A 19,338-nucleotide genomic window follows, 5' to 3' on the forward strand; every position below is an offset into this window, starting at 1 on the left:
AGCTTGCGTCACAGTTGCAATGATGATATAATTATCCTTGCTGCGGAAAGGTACCCAAGAGGTCTAAGGGGGCTGACTCGAAATCAGTTAGGCGTCGCAAGGCGTGCGTGGGTTCGACTCCCACTCTTTCCGCCACTAACTTCATTAAATAAACCGATCTCTTACGCCTTGGGTGTAGGAGATTTTTTTGATTCATGGAAGATATTTTGAAGGTATATATGCTGCTATCGTGTTCACGAAGTAAAGAACTTAGAAGGGTTTTATACTTTTTGGAAGGTAAGAATCGTATTATTAAAAAAAGTACGCGCTATCCCAAAGTGGATTAGCGCGTATTTTCTGTGCTTTGAGGGACGTACTGAATGATATCTTCAATACCAAATGTTTGTTCCAAGCCGTGGCTACGGGCGATTTCGTTTATCGCATTTAAGATATTGACCAAGGTTTCCAGCTTAATGGTTTTTGTATCGCCACTTGCTAAATCAAGAATTGTAGCAGGTCTTGTTTTCGACTCCACCGCGATCTTGTTACGTGTAGCTCCAATCATTTGTAGTGTTTCACTCAATTTAAAATGAATTTGACTCACATTAATGAGCCTCCTTAAGGAAATATTGTGGTTTACAAAATTACTAAATTAGTTATTTGTATTATATCCTACACTACCTATATCGTAAAACTTTTTTCGTATATCCCATTGACATACTACTCACCGAGTAGTACTATTTTCTTGTATTGTATTACTAATAAAGTAGTACTTGTTAAGTTTTATTGGTTTTAGATTTACATACTTTTGCTCCATATTACTTGGAAAGAAGGATAACTTTATTTTCATTAGGAAAGGGGAAACGATGTATGAGTAAATCGTTGGGATTGGAATGGGCTTCGATGGTATACGGACCATATGATTTGCCGCATATGTATGAGATTTCCTGTTCGATGAATTGCTGTGTCTGCGAGAAAGGGGAGACATACAGCTCGACCTTGTAAAAGACAAGGGTTAGGTTGTTCCTTCTGAGAGGTATCATTACAGCAAAAAAATGCTCCTGACAGCAGAGAAATCATTGCTGTTAGGAGCACTCTTTTGTTATAGCTGGTTAGGCGGGTAATGATAGCGTTTTGTTTTTTTTGAGCCAGAGATCATCAGAAGGATCGCTGCAATCAAATGGAGTGCCCAGCCTACAAAGGGTATCCAGGCCAGCAAAGACGTGAGTACTCCCCATACAGAGCCGTAGATCGCCTCCTGATTGCGTAACGACAGGATAAGTGTTACTGCATGCAGGACAAGCATAAATCCTAGAGCCGAGTAGCCGGTCCCCACGACAATAGCTCCCCCCACAATCGGTACGGCAAGCACCAATTCGAATATACCTGATATCCACTTTAATATTCGAGAATAGCTCATCTTTAAACCTCCGTAGATAGTAGGTCTTTGTACTTGGATATATTCTAGCAGAAGGAGCTGAATTAATCTGCATTTTACCAGGATATGCAAAAAGTCCGATAATGCAACAAAGGAGGACCACAAAGGTCCTCCATCGTAGGCGATACATTTTTAACAGGATACGATCTGTCCAATCACATCATGAAACTCGGTGTACTGACTAGCAATACCGTGTTGAAAAGACAGTGTCCTTTTACACAAACCTAACGCTTCTAATGCCCTGAATGGATCTCCTAACAGTTTGTTCGGCTACGTCGTCCAACGGAACCACACCTCTCTGTTGTATCGCCTAATCATAATATGGCCAGGATTCCGAAGAAATATACATTAGTGGACGCGAGCTTTCGTTTTTTTCTTCCACTTGCGATTATGGTTGGCGGTCTCCGGAAAAGAATCGCCTCTTTCCAGCGTGACTTGCTGCGGATTTTGGATTTCAGTATGGAAACTCTTTTCTCCAACCTCCATATATACGCCGTCGTTTGGGACCTTATCCCCTGGTTCAAACTCAGTCTTTTCACCCATACGGTGCTGCCTCCTTAGATAAATGAATTTGGACTGCAACGGTTATTGTGCGCTGTCTTGAACAGAAACATGCGAAACTGGGTACACAGATACTGAGCGAATCAAATGATTTCCTTTATATATGCGAAATTTTTGATATGCTACATAATTGTATAAAGCTAATGATACTCAGTGTTTTTAGCCGTTTTAGGCTTGTGTATTGAATTTGTAGGTTGCATTCAGTTGTTCGATTTGGTAAACTGTTTTAGTGCGAGCTTAGGCTCGTTCCTTGCTCTCAACTGAGATTGAGGGCCTTATGTCCATAAGGAGGTGTAAAGAATGCGCAAATATGAAGCGATGTATATTATTCGTCCTGACATTGAACAAGAAGCTGTTCAAGCGACAGTCGATAAATTCCAAGGTATCATCTCTAACGGCGGTGGCGAAATTACGAGTCACGATGTAACTAAACGCCGTCTTGCGTATGAGATCAAGAAATTCCGTGATGGTTCTTTCGTTCTGGTAAACTTCACAGCAGAACCTGCTGTTGTTACTGAGCTTGAGCGTATCATGAAAATTTCTGACGAAGTAATTCGTTATCTCATTACGAACGACGTAGCTTAATTATTGTACGTGATTATGTAATGAACAACGCTCAAAGGAGGGGATTGGATTGTTGAACCGTGTCATTCTGATCGGTCGTTTGACCAAAGATCCAGAGCTGCGCTATACACCGTCTGGTGTAGCAGTAACCCAGTTCACCCTGGCTGTAGACCGTCCGTTTACGAGTCAAGGCGGCGAACGGGAAGCGGATTTCTTGCCGATCGTAACCTGGCGTCAGCTTGCTGAAACATGCGCTAACTATCTTCGCAAAGGTCGTTTAACGGCTGTTGAAGGCCGTGTTCAGGTGCGTAATTATGAGAACAATGAAGGAAAACGTGTATACGTGACTGAAATTGTAGCTGATAATGTGCGTTTCTTGGAATCTAACCGCGATGGCGGTAACGGTGGCGGCAATAGCGGTGGAGCTGCGCGTGAGGAGTCTCCTTTCGGAGGCGGTAACAGCAATAGTGGACGCGGGAATAATAACTCGCGAAACAATCAGGATCCTTTTTCCGATGACGGAAAACCGATCGATATTTCGGATGATGATTTACCATTTTAATTGGGAAAGGACTGACAAAGAATGGGCTTCAGACAAAGAGAAGGCGGAGACGATAACAAAAGACCAGCTCGTCGTGGTGGTCGCAACAAACGTCGTAAAGTATGTTTCTTCACTGTGAACAAAATTACTCACATTGACTATAAAGATACAGACCTGCTTAAAAAATTCATCAGCGAACGTGGAAAAATTCTTCCTCGTCGTGTGACTGGAACAAGTGCGAAATATCAACGTATGTTGACAATCGCTGTTAAACGTTCCCGTCAAATCGCATTGCTTCCTTACACTACTGAATAGTAGTGGATGGAAAAAAGAGACGTTCCCGATCCCGGGAGCGTCTTTTTTTGTGATTTTTTATATTGACAACAAGTCCCATCTATTGTAACTTACTAATAATACAATCCATGTTTACCCATAAACCATAGTATACCTTTTAACGGCTTGTGAAATTGCAGGCTCCCCAACTCGCCAGAGTAAACATTTTGACACTCCTGAATGTTATTATTTATTACATAAAGTCCTGTTTTTTTGTCATTTCCCACAAGTAAAATTCATAAACTTTACATAAATAGATATTTTGCATTTTTATATTACATAAAAAAAGATATTGACGTGATATTATTTTACACTTAAGATAAACCTTAATAAAAATGTAATGGTTGTTAACGCACAAAATTGACCAGAGGTCTAAAACACGTGTTTACGCTATTAAGACAGTAAGGAGGATGTGCAAACTTCATTTTCAAACCTCAAGCTTTAACGAATCACCGCAGGAATGAGACAGGCTGTTAAATAAAGAACCGACTAAGGGGGATTAACAGGATGATGCAGACGAAGAAATGGGTTTCTTTGCTTATGATGCTTACGATCGTTGGTGTTCTGTTTGCAGGATGTAGCGGAGGTGCCAATGAGGCACAGCCACAGCAAGGCAATGCGGACAATAAAACAGAGGGAAATGAAGGAAGTGCACCTGTTACGGAGGGCGTTATTAAAGCGACTGATCTGTCGCAAAATCCTCCGGGAGCGACTAATCGGAAAGATAACATTGTAGTAGGTATGACATCACCTAAAGGGGTATTTAACCCGCTATTCTGGCAAACGACTTACGATTTATATGTAGTCAGAACAGTATTTGATTCCTTCTTGCAGGTGAAGGCAGATGGTACATATGAAAATAGCTTGGCTGACAAGGTTGATGTATCACCGGATGGTCTAAAATATACATTCCATCTGAAACCAGGCGTGAAGTATAGTGATGGCACGCCAGTAACCGTAAAGGATTATGCTTTCGTTCTCAAGGTGCTGCATGATCCGAATTATGATGGAGAAACGGATGTTTTGTCTTTTAAGATTAAAGGCGGTAAAGAGTATCACGATGGCAAGGCGAATGATATCTCTGGTATCAAAGTCATTGATGATAACACAGTAGAGGTAACGGTTACAGAAGCAACAGCGTATACAAAGGATTTTCTGGGTGAGCAATACTTCATGCCAGAAGCTTATTACGGAAAAGGGTTCAAAAAGGGTAACCTGGACAGCATTAAGGCGCTTAATAATAAGCCAATCGGTTCTGGTCAGTATGTACTGAAGAGCTTCTCCCCGGGTCAACAAGTCGTTCTTGATGCGAATCCAAACTACTTCAAAGGCGCACCAAAAGTGAAGTCAGTTATTTTTAAAACAACAACAGAAGAAACAAACCTGTCTATGCTACAAACAGGTGAAACGGACATGGACAACGTTACGGTCACTGAAGATAACGTAGAGGAATTGAAGTCTCTGGGCTTCTTGGACGTGAATATTATGCCGACGAACGGCTATGGATACATTGCGTTTAATCACAAAGAAAAGAAATTTCAAGACCCTAAAGTACGTCAGGCTCTGACCATTGGCTTGAACCGCAAGGAGATTGTGCAGGGCGTATATGGTCCATATGCGAATGTTATTAACATTCCACAATCTACAGAATCTTGGTCTTATACGGATGAAGGCATCGAGAAATATGAATTTGATACAGCTAAAGCGAAGGCTTTGCTGGATGAAGCAGGCTGGAAGGTTGGCGCTGACGGAATTCGCGAAAAGGACGGCGAAAAGCTGACCATTAACTTCTCTGCAACTGCTGATAATCCCGTAGTAGAGGCCTTGCTGCCAATCATGTCCAATAACTATAAGGAACTGGGCATCAAGCTGACGTCCGAAACCCTAGATTTCAATGCCATTATGGATAAAAAGGATACGGGCAAGTTCGATATGTTCTTCGCGGCTTGGGGCTTAACTCCAGACCCGGATACAACGACTTTTATTACGAATGGTGCACAAAATGATATCGGCTATTCCAATAAGAAGGTCGATGAATTGACGCTTGCTGGTAAGCATGAACTGGATCAAGAGAAACGCAAATTGATTTACAAACAGCTCTATCAAGAGCTGAATAAGGATCTACCAACTATTTTTATGTACCAACGCAGAGATATGTGGCCAGTTAATGGACGTGTATCTGGTTTAGAAATTACGCCTTACAAAGACTTTGAGTTCACTCTGCATAACGCTCAGATCGCTCAATAAGGGTTGCCAATCGTATGCTCAGCTCTCACGAGCTGGGCATATCACTTTATTCGTCTGGAGGAATGAATATGAAGCAGTACATTATTCGAAGACTGCTGCAACTCATCCCCACACTTATTGGCATATCCATTATCGTATTTGCGATTTCAGCCATGGTGCCGGGTGATTATATTACAGCCAAGCAGAACCCGAATATGACGGCCGAAAAGGCGCAGCAGCTACGACATATCTACGGGCTGGATAAACCGGAGTACCAACGCTATTTTATATGGGCCGGTAATATGTTAAAGGGGAATATGGGTGATTCATTACAGCATAAGCAGCCGGTAACGAAGGTCATTGGCAATTATGTATGGAACTCATTTATTATCGCTTTTTTTAGTCTTATTTTTAGCTGGCTGATTGCAGTTATTGCAGGAGTATTTTCAGCTAAATTCCAATATTCATTATTCGATAAGTTTGTCACATTATTCATTTTCTTATGTATGTCGCTGCCTTCATTTTTTATTGGTCTATTGGTCATCAAAATATTTGCCCTGGAGTGGGGAGTTCTCCCGGTTGGGGGCATGACCACAGCAGGGATGGAGCCAGGCTCGTGGGCATATATGGTGGATGTTCTCAAGCACATGTTCCTGCCGACACTCGTACTTACGATGCTGAGCACAGGAAGTCTGACCCGGTATTTCCGTACAGGCATGTTGGAGGTCATTCGTCAGGATTATATTCGTACCGCACGCGCCAAAGGCTTGAAGGAACGTACAGTTATTTTCAAGCACGCACTGCGCAATGCACTGATTCCAGCCATCACACTACTTGGCTTCGAGCTTCCGGCCTTATTTGGTGGGGCGATGATTCTGGAGAAGGTATTTGTGTGGCCAGGCGTGGGTCAGGTCTATCTGGAGTCGATCAGTATGCGGGATTATCCGTTTATGTTGGGTTTCACGATTTTCTTAGCGGTACTTACGCTTATCGGTAATTTGCTCTCTGATGTATTGTATGGCATGGCAGATCCAAGAATTCGCTTGAAGTAGGAGGGATACTATTGTCCGCAGAAACAGTCACGATTGAAACGAATCAAAAGGCGGCGATCCGTCCTGAAGCGTCTCCATGGAGAATCGCCGTTCGCCGTTTTAACCAAAACCGTCTGGCTTTGGCTGGTCTCGTTATATTAATTCTGATGGTTGTCATTTGTAGTTTTGGACCGATGATTTCACCTTATCATCTAGATGATTACAAGCTAGCTGACAAAAATTTATCGCCTAATGCTAAGTACTGGCTTGGTACAGATAAGTTTGGTAGGGATATTTTGCTGCGTACGATGCTGGCTGGCCGTATTTCCTTGACGGTAGGGCTGGTCGCCACGTTTATTTCGGTTATGATCGGAGCGACGCTGGGTGCGCTGGCAGGGTTTTATCGTAAAGGCGTGGATACGGTTATTATGCGGATTGCCGATATTTTCATGGCACTCCCTACATTACCACTGCTTATTATTTTAGGTGCTGTTCTGTCGGATTTGAAGGTCGATCCGTCGGATCGCATTTATTTTCTGATGCTCATTATCGGGGTCCTGAGCTGGACTAGCTTGTCCCGTCTGGTCAGGGGACAGATTCTTACACTGCGTGAACAAGAGTTCATGCAAGCGACGGAAGCGCTGGGCTTGAGAGACCGCCGTAAAATATTCCGACATCTGCTGCCGAACACCATTCCTACCATTATTGTTACGGCTACGCTTGGGGTAGCGGGTGCGATTATTACAGAATCTGCACTCAGTTACTTGGGAATCGGCGTTGTGCCGCCCACACCTTCGTGGGGGAACATGATATCGGCTGCGAATAACCTAATTGACTTCCGCAAACGGCCTTGGATATGGGTCCCACCGGGTATGTGTATTCTAATTACAGTTGTAGCGATTAACCTGATTGGTGACGGTTTGCGTGACGCGCTAGACCCTAAAATGAAGAAGTAGGAGACGAACGTTTATGGAAAATGCTTTGATTGAATTTCGTAACCTGAAAACCCACTTTCATACCTCTAACGGAACTGTCAAAGCGGTCAATGACGTCAGTTTTAAAATTCGTGAGGGTGAAACGCTCTGTGTGGTAGGAGAATCTGGCTGCGGTAAAAGTGTAACAGCGATGACGATGATGCGGTTGATTGATTCTCCCCACACCTCAGACGGACAAATCTGGTTTGAGGGCAAGGACCTCCTAAAACTCAATAAAGGTCAAATGCAGCAAATTCGCGGCAATGACATCTCGATTATTTTTCAGGAACCCATGTCTTCTCTGAATCCCGTGCTTACGATTGGGGAACAGATCACGGAGCCGTTGCTGATGCACACATTAATGAGTAAAAAAGAAGCACATGCTCGAGCAATTGAGCTGATTAATTTGGTGGGGATTTCGCGGTCGGAAGAAATATTCCATTCCTATCCTCATGAATTGAGTGGCGGTATGCGCCAGCGGATCATGATAGCCATCGCATTAAGCTGTAATCCGAAGCTATTGATTGCGGATGAACCAACAACGGCACTGGATGTTACGATTCAGGCACAGATTCTAGATTTAATGCGGGATTTGAAGGATAAGCTTAAAACGTCCATTATGCTCATCACGCACGACTTGGGCGTCGTGGCAGAAATGGCGGATTATGTAGTTGTTATGTATGCTGGAAACGTCATTGAAGAGGCGCCTGTCATTGAGCTGTTTAAAAATCCGCAACATCCATATACGCAAGGTTTATTAAAGGCGAAGCCCGTCATTAATCAGAAAATGGATCGACTGTATTCCATCCCAGGACAGGTACCAAACCCGATTGAGCTGGGAGAAAATTGCCATTTCCATGATCGGTGCTCCCATTGTATGCAAATTTGCAAGGATCAGGCTCCTCCTTTGAATGAAAAGGAGAATGGTCATAAGGTTGCCTGCTGGCTATATGAGGAAGAAGGAGGGCAACGGGTATGAGCGAGCCTTTGATTCAAGTGGAAGGGCTGAAAAAGTATTTCCCGATCACAGGCGGGATTTTTCAGCGTACGGTCGGACATGTGAAAGCGGTCGATGATGTATCTTTTAACATTCATAAGGGTGAATCCTTCGGTCTGGTAGGAGAATCGGGTTGCGGCAAAAGTACGATTGGACGTACGATTCTCAGATTGATGGATAAGACAGAGGGATCGGTACGATATAAAGGCGAAGACTTGCATGCGTTAAACAAAGAGCAGATTCGTGCGCTTCGTCCAAAGCTACAAATCGTCTTTCAGGACCCTTTTAGCTCACTGAATCCGAGAATTAAGGTCGGTGAAGCCATTGGAGAGGCGTTGCTGGATCACGGGTTGATTGATCGTAGTGAGCTGCGGAAGAAGGTCAATGAAACGCTGAACATTTGCGGGCTGTCCTCGTATCATTATGATCGGTATCCGCATGAGTTCTCTGGTGGTCAGCGTCAGCGGATCGGGATTGCTAGGGCTTTGATTTTGAATCCTGATTTTATTGTGGCTGACGAGCCGGTATCTGCTCTGGATGTGTCTATTCAGGCCCAGATCATTAACTTGTTAAGTGATTTGCAGCAGGAACGCCAACTGACCTATCTGTTCATCTCGCATGATCTAAGTGTAGTCGAGCATCTGTGTAGCCGGATTGGTGTGATGTATCTGGGTTCAATGGTAGAGCTTTCCTCCAAGGAGGAACTGTTCAGTAATCCGCTTCATCCGTACACGAAGGCGCTGCTATCGGCAGTACCGATTCCCGATCCCACGATCAAGAGACAACGGATTGTGTTGAAAGGAGACATCCCATCTCCGGCCAATCCGCCTTCAGGATGCAAGTTTCATACACGTTGTCCTATGGCAGAAGCGCGTTGTAAAACAGAGACTCCGGTATACCGCGATGCGGGCGATCAGCATTTTGTAGCCTGTCACTTTGCTTAAAATATAATAATTAGGAAGCAAAATATCCGTCATTCTGAAAGTAGAATTGACGGATATTTTGGCGTGGAATAAGAAAGGTAAAAAAATTGTATCTTTTTTTCGAAAAATTGCAGACAAAATGGATTTTTCATCGTCTAATAAAGTATGGAGGTTATTACGATGATGAAAAAACACTGGTTACGTTGGGCTATTGTCGTCCCGGTACTTATTATATTGATTTTTATTACACTTGGGCCCCGCCTGTTGATCGGAAAGCCGAATGTGGATGCAGAGGCTGCGGTGCTGATGGACATGCATACTGGGGAATTGCTGATGGATGTGAACGGTGATACGCCTATGCCTTCCGCAAATATGTCCAAGCTCATGACTGAGCTATTGGTGCTGGAGGATATTCGGGCCGGACGGTTAGGCTGGAATGATGAAGTGCGAATTAGCCGTTACGCGAGTACGGTGGGGGGTGTAAATCTGTCCCTCCGGTATGGTGAAAGGATGACCGTATCCGAATTGTTCCAGAGTATGGTTGTGTATTCAGCGAATGATGCTGCTGTCGCGTTAGCGGAGCGCTCAGCAGGGAATGAATCAGCTTTTGTGAAACGTATGAATGGGAAAGCTGCCCAAATTGGGTTGTCATCCGATAGTCGCTTTAGCAATGCATCTGGGGCCGGTCAGAGTGAATTGGGGCCGAATCACCCTGAGGATATTCTGGGAGAAACGAAAATGACAGCAAGCGACACGGCAAAGTTGGCCTCCTATTTGATTACGTCACACCCGGAGATTTTGAGAACGTCCAGCCGTACACAGATGGAGTTGAAGGATAAAGGTATCTACATTAGTAATACGAACTGGATGCTGCCTTCCTTGGCTGGACCGTACTCTTACGCGGGAACAGACGGACTGAAAGCTGGATACACAAGCGATGCTGGATACTGCTTCACGGGTACAGCTGAGCAGCATGGAAGACGGCTAGTTGCTGTGGTGCTGGGTGCACCGAGCAAGGAGGAGCGTTTTGAGCAGACACGGAGGTTGTTCGATTATGGTTTTTCCCTGTCGACTTCTTTCCCGGTACGACTGCAAAATTTGGTGAAACTGGCTCCACATTAAGGAAAAAAATGATTTTGAAAGCTACATAGGATACGAATATCAACATGAATTGGGCTTTGCCGTAAGGGCGAAGCCTTTTTTGGCATGAATTCGAGAAGCTGACCACGCCATGATACTTTTGACAACAAGGTAGCAGACCTTTTATGCTTTGAGGGGAAGTTTTCGCTTCATGTGGGACCAATTCGGTTTAATGAAGAGATGGGATTTGTGACGGAAAGAAGGAAGGTACCTGTTATGGAGAGAAGACATAGGAGAAGGACCAGTGGAAAGCCCAAAAAGAAAAAGAGGTTTACCGCTCTATATATTTCATGTATTGTTTTACTTTTGATTGCAGTGGGAGGCTATCTGTTCCGCAAACAGCTAACACTGGTGGCTTTTGATTGGTTTGTATCACCGACGTTGGAAAGCAAGTTGGAGAAATCCTATCAGCCGCGACAATCCGGGGAACAGCAGCAGCAAGAGACAGTAGCTTACCGTAAGGAACCTTTTTCGGTGCTGTTACTGGGTACGGATCAAAGGCCAAATGAAAAGGCGCGTGGTCGCTCGGATACGGTTATGTATGCAGTAGTACGGCCCGCGGAATCGCGTGTGCTTTTGGTTTCCATTCCAAGGGATACGTACGTACAGATTGCCGGGCATGATCCGAATCGCGATGGCGAGGATGATTTTGATAAGTTGGGGCATGCTTATGCGTTCGGAGGCGAAGATATGTCCTTGGCTACAGTAGAGAGGTTGATGGAGCATAAGGCCGATTATTATGCTACGATTAATTTCCAGGGTATTCAGGATGCTGTGAATGCAGTGGGTGGAGTTGTGCTTCCAATCGACAAGCCCATTGAGAATAAGAACCCGCTGCATATCAAGTTCCGTATTGAGGCGGGCAAGCCGCTTTATAATGGTGAGGAAGCCATGTATTATGTTAGATATCGGGAAGATAGCGACTTCAACCGTACAAAACGGCAGCAAATTTTCTTGAATGCTATGGCGGATAAGCTGCTGAATATCAACGGAATTACCAAGATTCCAGAGTTGCTCGATATTATGGGAGCCAATTTCAAGACCGATATGGAACCTACTTTTATTACTGGGCTTGGCAAGCAGGCTATTTCACAGGGGAATCCACAAATTTCAAGTTTTACGATTACGGGGGAAGGGTTCAAGAAGAAGGGCCTGTATTATGACCGGGCTAATGAACAGGAACTTGAATATGCCAGACTCATCATTGCAAACTGGCTAGATTCCGATACAACCCCGCAGACGCTGAGGCTTCCCGACAAGCAGGACATTCAGTGAGTAATCAATGGATTTATATTTGATTTTGAGGGGGATTCGTTTCTCATGAATATCGCTTTTTTCTTGCTTCCCAAACAGGAAGTTGCTTGTGTAACGGCGGATGCTACTTTACGGCAAACGTTGGAACGGATGGAGTATCACCGTTTTACAGCGGTTCCTATTTTGGATAAGGAAGGTAGATATACAGGTACGGTTACAGAAGGTGATCTGTTGTGGCATATGAAAGAGTCCGAGGGGAAAATCACCTTTGAAAACGCTTCTAAGTTTATGCTTAAGGACGTTCCGTTGCGGGTTACGATGAAGCCCGTATCCATTGACGCGAACATGGAGGATTTAATTAATTTGGCTAAGGTGCAGAACTTTGTGCCCGTCGTAGATGATATGGAACGGTTTATTGGCATTGTACGTCGCAGCCAGATTATTGAGTATTGTGAAAAATTTGTATCCAGGGAATCGCTTAATACTTCAAGCTAAAATAAGCGGCAAAGCTGCTCCGAAAATAACAATTTACCCTATGGGGTAACAGTTATTTTCAGAATAGGATATGCTATAATGGAGAATAAAGCTTTTTCAGAGGGGTGTGACTCTTCATCATATGCCTAAAGAAATGGATGTAGTTAAACGAGCCAAGGTTATTGAATGGCTTAAAACAGAGGTGCTGGACCAAGTCTCCCGTCTGTTTAAGGCAATGTGGGAAGGCAGTACAGCCCGCATTGGTGATTGCTTGGCGAGCTTAGTGATGAGCAGTTATATTTTGGGGAGGCGCCTTGGAGTGTCTTACCGTGAATTGGATGATCTACTCATCGACAAGCTAAGAAAGCACAGAAAAGAAGGACACCAGCTGGAGGATTGGTATCAGGACATTTCCGCACTGGAAGAACATATGCGTAAGAGGTGAAAACGTTGAAATTCCGCTTGGCAACTGTAGCATGGAGCGTCATTTATTTGCTTCTGCTGCTGACTCTATTGACACCATTAAGAATCATTACCGTATTTTTGCTGATTGTGCCTGGCGCTGTATTGTTTTCATCGCTGCCTTTCAAAGGATTTCTGGTCCACGTCATACCGGTGCTGTTAATTATAGCGCTACTCGATGTGTATTCGCTGCTCCCTGCGATTTATTTTCTGATTCCTTCAATCATGATGGGACGGATATATAAAAGGGGAGGACCTGCTTTTCAGGCGTTGATGACCGGAATGGGCATTATTTTGGCCGAGTTGTTGGTTGTTCTGTTTATCGCCACGTATTCCTTTGGGTTTGATCTTGCGCAGTATCTTCGTGATCAGGCTGCGATATCGGCAAGTATTGTACAGCAGGTTTTGAGTGCTAATCCGATGTTTTCAAACATGAATTGGACGGCAGAGGATACGCAGAAACTCGGCACAATGCTGATTGGAAAAATTCCGTATGTGCTGATCGTGACCTCGTTCATATTGGCAGTAATTACGCATGCTTTGGCACGTCCGGCATTGAGCAGTCTCGATGTACCAGTACGCAAAATGAAGCCTGCCCGCGAGTGGAGGCTACCGCGCGCGCTGATCTGGTATTATCTGCTGGCAATTGTAATTGAATGGATAGCAGGGTCTTCCGATAGCGGTTGGATTCAAATGGTCTCCATTAGTATGCTGCCGCTGATTCATGCATGTTTTATTATCCAGACAATTGGTTTTGTATACTTCTGGACGCATAGCCGTAAAATGAGCCCGGTGATTGCGTTGCTGCTGTCACTCGTCGTTCTGGTGTTCCAGCCGCTCCGCATTATAGGTATTATTGATTTGGCCTTTCCGCTGCGTGAAGCTATTACAAGATCAAAGAAATAGGGTGAACAGTCATGCCTAAATTTCTACAAAAACGCTGGCACGGCTATCAGACGGTCTGGGCGTTTTTGCTGCTGCTAGTGCTTGTCATATGTATTTCCATGTACAACTGGGAACTGGGTGTGATAGGACTGCTGCTGTCATTCTTGCTCGGCGGGCTGATGCTGAAGACGGAATTGGATTTTCGTCGGGAACTGAATCAATATATCAGCGGTCTTTCCTTCCGGATCAAGCGGGTGGAAGGGGAAGCGATTAGCACATTGCCGTTCGGCATCATTTTATACAGTGAAAATCGAACGGTAGAATGGCACAATCGGTTTGCCGGGGAGATGTTTGAGGAGCAATCGCTGATTGGTGAGTCTCTTCATGATTTGTTTCCTCAACTCGCAGGTGCTCTAAGCACCAAAAAGGAAACAAAGGAGCCTGCTCGTGAGCTGAAGGTGGAGCTACAGCATGATGAGCGTCATTATCAGTTTCTGATCGTGCCCGATGAGCGTCTGATATATTTGTATGAAGTAACGGATTTGGCGGTGCTACGCAAGCAGTATGAAAACGAGCGATTGGCGCTCGGTATCGTCATGCTCGATAATATGGACGAGGCTGCTCAGGGGATGGACGATCAGCAGCGCACCGCGCTTATTGCGAAGGTGTCAAGCGAGATTACATCTTGGGCTAATCAGTACAATATTTATTTGCGTCGATTATCTTCTGAGCGTTATCTCATTATGCTAAATCATAAAGCGCTCCAGGAGCTGGAACAGAGTCGATTCGTCATTCTGGATACCGTAAGGGAAATGACGGCGGATTTGAAAGTACCGATGACACTGAGTATTGGCTTGTCCTTCGGTGCAGAGAGCATCAAGGAGCTAGGCGAGCTGGCCCAATCCAGTCTGGATATGGCGCTTGGACGTGGGGGCGATCAGGCAGCAGTGAAGGCGGGACAACGCCTGTCCTTTTACGGAGGCAAGTCCAATGCTGTCGAGAAGCGGACCAGAGTACGTGCCCGAGTGATTGCACATGCGTTGCGTGATCTGATGCAGGAGAGTGACCGCGTCCTGATCATGGGACACAAAATACCGGACATGGATGCGGTGGGAGCCGCCATCGGTGTGTGGAAGGCTGCGGCACTTTACAATGTAGAGGCACATATCGTACTCGATAAATCCAATCCGTCTATCGACCGAATGATGGAGCAGGTAAACAAGGATGAGAATTTATCGCAAGCTCTCTTGACGCCAGAGCAGTCGCTCCAGCTGATGACTGAGCACAGTCTGCTGGTCGTGGTGGACACGCACAAGGCCTCCATGACGATTGAGCCGCGTCTGGTGCAAACGGCCAGTCGGGTGGTGGTTGTCGACCATCATCGTCGGGGCGAGGAATTTATTAATGATTCGGTTCTGATCTACTTGGAGCCCTATGCGTCATCGGCCTGTGAGCTGGTGACCGAGCTGCTGCAATATATTCATGAGAAGGTCCAACTGACACCGCTGGAGGCAACATCACTGCTGGCAGGGATTACGGTGGATACCAAGCATTTTTCCCTGCATACAGGCTCGCGTACATTCGAGGCAGCCGGCTTTTTACGGCGTAGCGGAGCAGATACTGTTATGATCCAGCGCATGTTAAAAGAGGACCTGGATGAATATATTGCTAAGGCGGAAATTATTAAGCATGCTAAAATGATATATGGGCATATCGCTATTGCGGTAACTGAGCCCGGACAGAAAATACCGCAGCTCCTGATTGCTCAGGTGGCGGATTCATTACTCAATATGACGGATGTACTGGCCTCCTTTGTGGTCAGTGAACGTCCTGACGGCCTGGTGGGGATCAGCGCCCGTTCACTCGGACGCATGAACGTACAGGTCGTCATGGAACGGCTAGGCGGCGGAGGACATCTGACGAATGCGGCGGTTCAGCTGGATTGCCCGCTGGAGGAAGCTAAGCGCAGAGTGGTCGACGTGCTGGCCGAAATTGATGGGGAAGAGGGGTTATTTGAATGAAAGTGATATTCATTAAAGATATGAAGGGCCAAGGCAAGAAGGGGCAAATTAAGGAAGTGTCGGACGGTTATGCAGCGAATTTCCTGTTGCCGCGTGGTGTTGCCCGTCCAGCGACAGAAGGAAATATGAAGACGCTGGAAAACCAGAATGCTGCTGAGGAAAAGCGCAAGCAAGAGGAAAAGGAAGAGGCGCAAGCGCTCGGCAAAAAGCTGGAAGAGACAACGGTTCAGCTCAAGGCGAAGGCTGGTGAAGGTGGACGGCTGTTCGGCGCGATTACAAGCAAGCAAATCGCGGAGGCAGTAGCTAAAACTGGTATCAAGCTGGACAAACGCAAAATTGAGCTGGAAGAACCGATTCGTACGTTGGGCGTGACTCAAATGACCGTTAAGCTTCATCCTGAGGTCAAAGCTACGCTGAAAGTACAGGTGACTGAAGAATAATTATGGGCGGCGAATTTTTTGATCGGATTCCTCCGCAAAATCTGGAGGCTGAACAGGCGGTTATCGGGTCTATCTTGCTCCAGTCTGAAGCACTGATTACCGCAATGGAGCGGGTGCAGACCGAGGACTTTTATGATAAGGCTCATCAGATGATTTACGAAGCAATGATTGAGCTGGGTGAATCCGGACAGCCGATTGACTTGGTTACGCTGACCTCGAAAATTCAGGACAAGGGACAGCTAGAGGATATCGGTGGTGTCAGTTATCTGGCGAAGCTGGCTCACGGGGTGCCAACAGCGGCTAACGTAGATTACTATGCCCAGATCATTGAAGAAAAAGCGATGCTTCGTCGCTTGATTCGTGCAGCTACACAGATTGTGAGCGAAGGCTATAGCAGTGGCGAGGATGTCGCTGGTATGCTGAGCGATGCTGAGCGCAAGATTATGGAGATATCCAACGGGCGCTCAGGTAGTGGCTTTATTGCCATACGCGATGTCGTGATGGAAGTATTTGACCGCGTTGAATTGCTGCATCAGAACAAGGGCAACACGACCGGGATTCCGTCCGGGTTTGTTGATTTGGACAAGATGACGGCGGGGTTCCAGCGCAATGACTTGATCATTGTGGCCGCCCGTCCATCCGTAGGTAAAACAGCGTTTGCTCTGAATATTGCGCAAAACGTTGCGGTTCGGGCAAAAGAAACAGTAGCCATCTTCAGTCTGGAGATGTCGGCCGCTCAGCTTGTGCAGCGGATGATTTGCGCCGAGGCCAATCTGGACGCGAACGTCATGCGGACAGGTGAGTTTAAAGGCGACGACGATTGGGCTAAGCTGACGATGGGCATTGCCGCCTTGTCAGAGGCGGAAATCTATATCGATGATACGCCCGGCATCACTGTGGCTGATATCCGTGCCAAATGCCGCCGTCTCAAGACGGAAAAGGGACTGGGCATGATCGTAATCGACTACTTGCAGCTTATTCACGGACGAGGCAAAGCAGGCGAGAATCGGCAGCAGGAGGTATCTGAAATCTCACGGACATTGAAGCAAATCGCTCGTGAACTTGAAGTGCCTGTAATTGCCCTCTCCCAGCTGAGCCGGGGTGTGGAGCAGCGTCAAGACAAGCGACCGATGATGAGTGACTTGCGGGAATCGGGTTCTATCGAGCAGGATGCTGATATCGTGGCGTTTCTGTACCGGGATGATTACTATAATCAGGAAACAGAAAAGAAGAATATTATTGAGATTATTATTGCCAAGCAGCGTAACGGCCCGGTCGGTACGGTAGAGTTGGTCTTTCTCAAAAATTATAATAAATTCGCTAATTACGAGCGTGCCCATTCGGATGCGTTCGCCGGATAACATATTAGTATCATTAGAAAAGGCTCTTTCGACGCGGATTTCGCGATCTCGAAAGGGTCTTTTTTTATAGAATTCACTATTTTCATATAAGGAATGAAACTCTCAATTACGAACAATACTATTTTCATGTAATATAATGTTCGCTTTTTATTTGACTTTAAAAAATGGTGCTGTTACACTTATAGTGCTGCTTCAACGCAGTGGGGAGAACATTACGCCCGGGGCTTTCCGAACCTACGGAATGTCTGCGACGGACGTTTTTTCCTGCTGTCCGCGAACGCTCCATATTTGCTCGCTCAGGCGGTTGAAGTCGGATATGCGTAGTGTGTCAGCTCAAAATCAGAGTGTCTGTGGGCACTCCACGGAGGAATGAAACATGTCAACTGTAGTCGTTGTGGGAACACAATGGGGAGACGAAGGCAAAGGTAAAATCACGGACTATCTGGCGGAAAGCGCTGAAGTGGTGGCCCGTTACCAAGGCGGAAACAATGCTGGTCATACGATTCTCATTGACGGTAAAAAGTACAAGCTGAGCCTGATTCCATCCGGCGTTTTTTATGAAGATAAAAAGTGTGTTATTGGCAACGGCATGGTAGTAAATCCAGCCGCTCTTATTGAAGAAATTACTTACATTCATGATAATGGCTTTTCCACAAAAAATCTGGTCATTAGTGACCGCGCACATGTGATTATGCCGTACCATATGACGCTGGATGTGCTGGAAGAAGACCGCAAAGGTCCTAACAAAATTGGTACTACCCGTAAAGGGATCGGCCCTGCTTATATGGATAAAGCTGCACGTAACGGTATTCGTATTGCTGATTTGCTGGATGCAGAGGAATTCGAAAAGAAGCTGCGCCATCAAACGAAGGAAAAAAATCAAGTGATTGAACAAGTATATGGCGGTGAGCCATTGGATGTAGAAGCAATACTGAAACAGTATCTGGAGTATGCTGAATTTATCCGTCCTTATGTAGGAGATACGTCTGTCGTGTTGAATGATGCGATTGACGCAAATCAAAAGGTACTGTTTGAGGGTGCGCAAGGCGTTATGCTCGATATCGACCAAGGTACGTATCCATACGTTACGTCCTCCAACCCGTCGGCAGGCGGCGTATGTATTGGTTCCGGTGTGGGACCATCCAAGATTCAACAAGTCATCGGTGTAGCTAAGTCGTACACAACTCGTGTAGGTGATGGCCCCTTCCCAACTGAGCTGAACGATGAAGTCGGCGATTATATTCGTGAAACTGGTCATGAGTACGGTACGGTTACAGGTCGTGCTCGTCGTGTTGGCTGGTTTGACAGCGTCGTTGTGCGCCATGCCCGTCGTGTCAGTGGATTAACAGGTCTTTCCCTGAACTCGCTGGACGTATTGACTGGCCTGAAAACGGTGAAAATTTGCACAGGTTACAAGTACCGCGGTGAGGTGATTACGCATTATCCGGCTAGCCTGAAAATGCTGGCGGAGTGCGAAGCGGTATATGAAGAAATGCCAGGTTGGAGCGAAGACATCACTGGCGTGAAAACGCTGGAGGAACTGCCTGAGACTACACGCAATTACGTACAACGCGTGTCTGATCTGACAGGTATCCCAATTGCTATTTTCTCAGTTGGGCGTAATCGTGATCAAACGAACCAGGTGCTTCCGATTTATTTGTAGGACAAGAATGATATAGCTATGGATACATGTTCAAAGAGAGAGGCTGTTAGCAGCCTCTCTCTTTTTTATTC

General features: G+C 45.7%; 21 protein-coding genes and 1 tRNA gene. 19 read left to right on the forward strand and 3 right to left on the reverse strand.

Translation table 11 applies throughout. From position 1 onward, the window contains the following. The first annotated feature begins 44 nt into the window (after positions 1-44). Positions 45-135, forward strand: a tRNA-Ser gene (locus AC5ELV_RS08800). Between the two features lie 187 nt (positions 136-322). On the opposite strand, the gene AC5ELV_RS08805 is transcribed toward AC5ELV_RS08800, so the two are convergent. Next, a complete protein-coding gene (locus tag AC5ELV_RS08805; protein ID WP_493429883.1) occupies positions 323-583 on the reverse strand; it encodes an XRE family transcriptional regulator in 261 nt (86 codons plus the stop codon). Between the two features lie 266 nt (positions 584-849). Between AC5ELV_RS08805 and AC5ELV_RS08810 the strand changes: the two genes are divergently transcribed. Further along, positions 850-984, forward strand: a complete 135-nt coding sequence (locus AC5ELV_RS08810; RefSeq protein WP_493429884.1) for a hypothetical protein — start codon at positions 850-852, stop codon at positions 982-984. 97 nt (positions 985-1,081) lie between these two features. Here AC5ELV_RS08810 and AC5ELV_RS08815 read toward each other — a convergent pair whose 3' ends face one another. Both AC5ELV_RS08815 and AC5ELV_RS08820 read right to left on the reverse strand, forming a co-directional pair. After that, a complete protein-coding gene (locus AC5ELV_RS08815; RefSeq protein WP_493429885.1) occupies positions 1,082-1,399 on the reverse strand; it encodes a hypothetical protein in 318 nt (105 codons plus the stop codon). A 366-nt stretch (positions 1,400-1,765) separates the two neighbouring features. Then, positions 1,766-1,960, reverse strand: a complete 195-nt coding sequence (locus tag AC5ELV_RS08820; protein ID WP_013312803.1) for a YjzC family protein — start codon at positions 1,958-1,960, stop codon at positions 1,766-1,768. A 318-nt stretch (positions 1,961-2,278) separates the two neighbouring features. Here AC5ELV_RS08820 and rpsF point away from each other — a divergent pair, with 318 nt between their 5' ends. The 17 genes from rpsF to AC5ELV_RS08905 all read left to right on the forward strand — a co-directional run bounded on the left by rpsF (position 2,279) and on the right by AC5ELV_RS08905 (position 19,267). Beyond that, positions 2,279-2,563, forward strand: coding sequence for a 30S ribosomal protein S6 (rpsF, locus tag AC5ELV_RS08825; RefSeq protein WP_013312802.1), 285 nt, complete (start codon positions 2,279-2,281; stop codon positions 2,561-2,563). A gap of 49 nt (positions 2,564-2,612) precedes the next feature. After that, positions 2,613-3,104, forward strand: a complete 492-nt coding sequence (ssb, locus tag AC5ELV_RS08830; protein ID WP_013312801.1) for a single-stranded DNA-binding protein — start codon at positions 2,613-2,615, stop codon at positions 3,102-3,104. A 21-nt stretch (positions 3,105-3,125) separates the two neighbouring features. Beyond that, on the forward strand, positions 3,126-3,398 hold the full coding sequence (rpsR, locus tag AC5ELV_RS08835) for a 30S ribosomal protein S18 (RefSeq protein WP_013312800.1): 273 nt from the start codon (positions 3,126-3,128) through the stop codon (positions 3,396-3,398). 525 nt (positions 3,399-3,923) lie between these two features. Further along, a complete protein-coding gene (locus AC5ELV_RS08840) occupies positions 3,924-5,663 on the forward strand; it encodes an ABC transporter substrate-binding protein (protein WP_493429886.1) in 1,740 nt (579 codons plus the stop codon). A gap of 68 nt (positions 5,664-5,731) precedes the next feature. Further along, positions 5,732-6,694, forward strand: a complete 963-nt coding sequence (locus AC5ELV_RS08845; RefSeq protein ID WP_039272122.1) for an ABC transporter permease — start codon at positions 5,732-5,734, stop codon at positions 6,692-6,694. Between the two features lie 11 nt (positions 6,695-6,705). Further along, complete coding sequence (opp4C, locus tag AC5ELV_RS08850; protein WP_493429887.1) at positions 6,706-7,629, forward strand: oligopeptide ABC transporter permease; 924 nt, start codon at positions 6,706-6,708, stop codon at positions 7,627-7,629. 13 nt (positions 7,630-7,642) lie between these two features. After that, on the forward strand, positions 7,643-8,626 hold the full coding sequence (locus AC5ELV_RS08855; RefSeq protein WP_493429888.1) for an ABC transporter ATP-binding protein: 984 nt from the start codon (positions 7,643-7,645) through the stop codon (positions 8,624-8,626). Further along, on the forward strand, positions 8,623-9,588 hold the full coding sequence (locus AC5ELV_RS08860; protein ID WP_039272116.1) for an ABC transporter ATP-binding protein: 966 nt from the start codon (positions 8,623-8,625) through the stop codon (positions 9,586-9,588). The genes AC5ELV_RS08855 and AC5ELV_RS08860 overlap by 4 nt, the downstream gene beginning before the upstream one ends. Before the next feature lie 159 nt (positions 9,589-9,747). Then, on the forward strand, positions 9,748-10,689 hold the full coding sequence (locus AC5ELV_RS08865) for a D-alanyl-D-alanine carboxypeptidase family protein (RefSeq protein ID WP_493429889.1): 942 nt from the start codon (positions 9,748-9,750) through the stop codon (positions 10,687-10,689). A gap of 234 nt (positions 10,690-10,923) precedes the next feature. Further along, positions 10,924-11,982: an LCP family protein gene (locus tag AC5ELV_RS08870; protein ID WP_493429890.1), complete on the forward strand. Its 1,059-nt coding sequence runs from the start codon at positions 10,924-10,926 to the stop codon at positions 11,980-11,982. 45 nt (positions 11,983-12,027) lie between these two features. Next, on the forward strand, positions 12,028-12,456 hold the full coding sequence (locus AC5ELV_RS08875; protein ID WP_013312792.1) for a CBS domain-containing protein: 429 nt from the start codon (positions 12,028-12,030) through the stop codon (positions 12,454-12,456). A gap of 121 nt (positions 12,457-12,577) precedes the next feature. Next, on the forward strand, positions 12,578-12,880 hold the full coding sequence (locus tag AC5ELV_RS08880; RefSeq protein WP_013312791.1) for a MazG-like family protein: 303 nt from the start codon (positions 12,578-12,580) through the stop codon (positions 12,878-12,880). A 5-nt stretch (positions 12,881-12,885) separates the two neighbouring features. Continuing rightward, a complete protein-coding gene (locus tag AC5ELV_RS08885) occupies positions 12,886-13,803 on the forward strand; it encodes a DUF2232 domain-containing protein (RefSeq protein ID WP_493429891.1) in 918 nt (305 codons plus the stop codon). An 11-nt stretch (positions 13,804-13,814) separates the two neighbouring features. Continuing rightward, the gene (locus AC5ELV_RS08890) at positions 13,815-15,803 is read left to right on the forward strand and encodes a DHH family phosphoesterase (protein WP_029518947.1); all 1,989 of its coding nucleotides are present in this window, start codon (positions 13,815-13,817) and stop codon (positions 15,801-15,803) included. Beyond that, entirely contained in the window at positions 15,800-16,243 is a 444-nt protein-coding gene (gene rplI, locus AC5ELV_RS08895) for a 50S ribosomal protein L9 (RefSeq protein ID WP_013312788.1), read from the forward strand. The genes AC5ELV_RS08890 and rplI overlap by 4 nt, the downstream gene beginning before the upstream one ends. 2 nt (positions 16,244-16,245) lie before the next feature. Further along, positions 16,246-17,604 carry a replicative DNA helicase gene (gene dnaB, locus AC5ELV_RS08900; protein ID WP_023991136.1) on the forward strand — a complete coding sequence of 453 codons (1,359 nt, stop codon included), beginning with the start codon at positions 16,246-16,248 and terminating at the stop codon, positions 17,602-17,604. Between the two features lie 376 nt (positions 17,605-17,980). Beyond that, on the forward strand, positions 17,981-19,267 hold the full coding sequence (locus tag AC5ELV_RS08905) for an adenylosuccinate synthase (RefSeq protein WP_029518946.1): 1,287 nt from the start codon (positions 17,981-17,983) through the stop codon (positions 19,265-19,267). The last annotated feature ends 71 nt before the right edge of the window (positions 19,268-19,338 follow it).

It is taken from the genome of Paenibacillus sp. NMA1017, assembly GCF_058895805.1.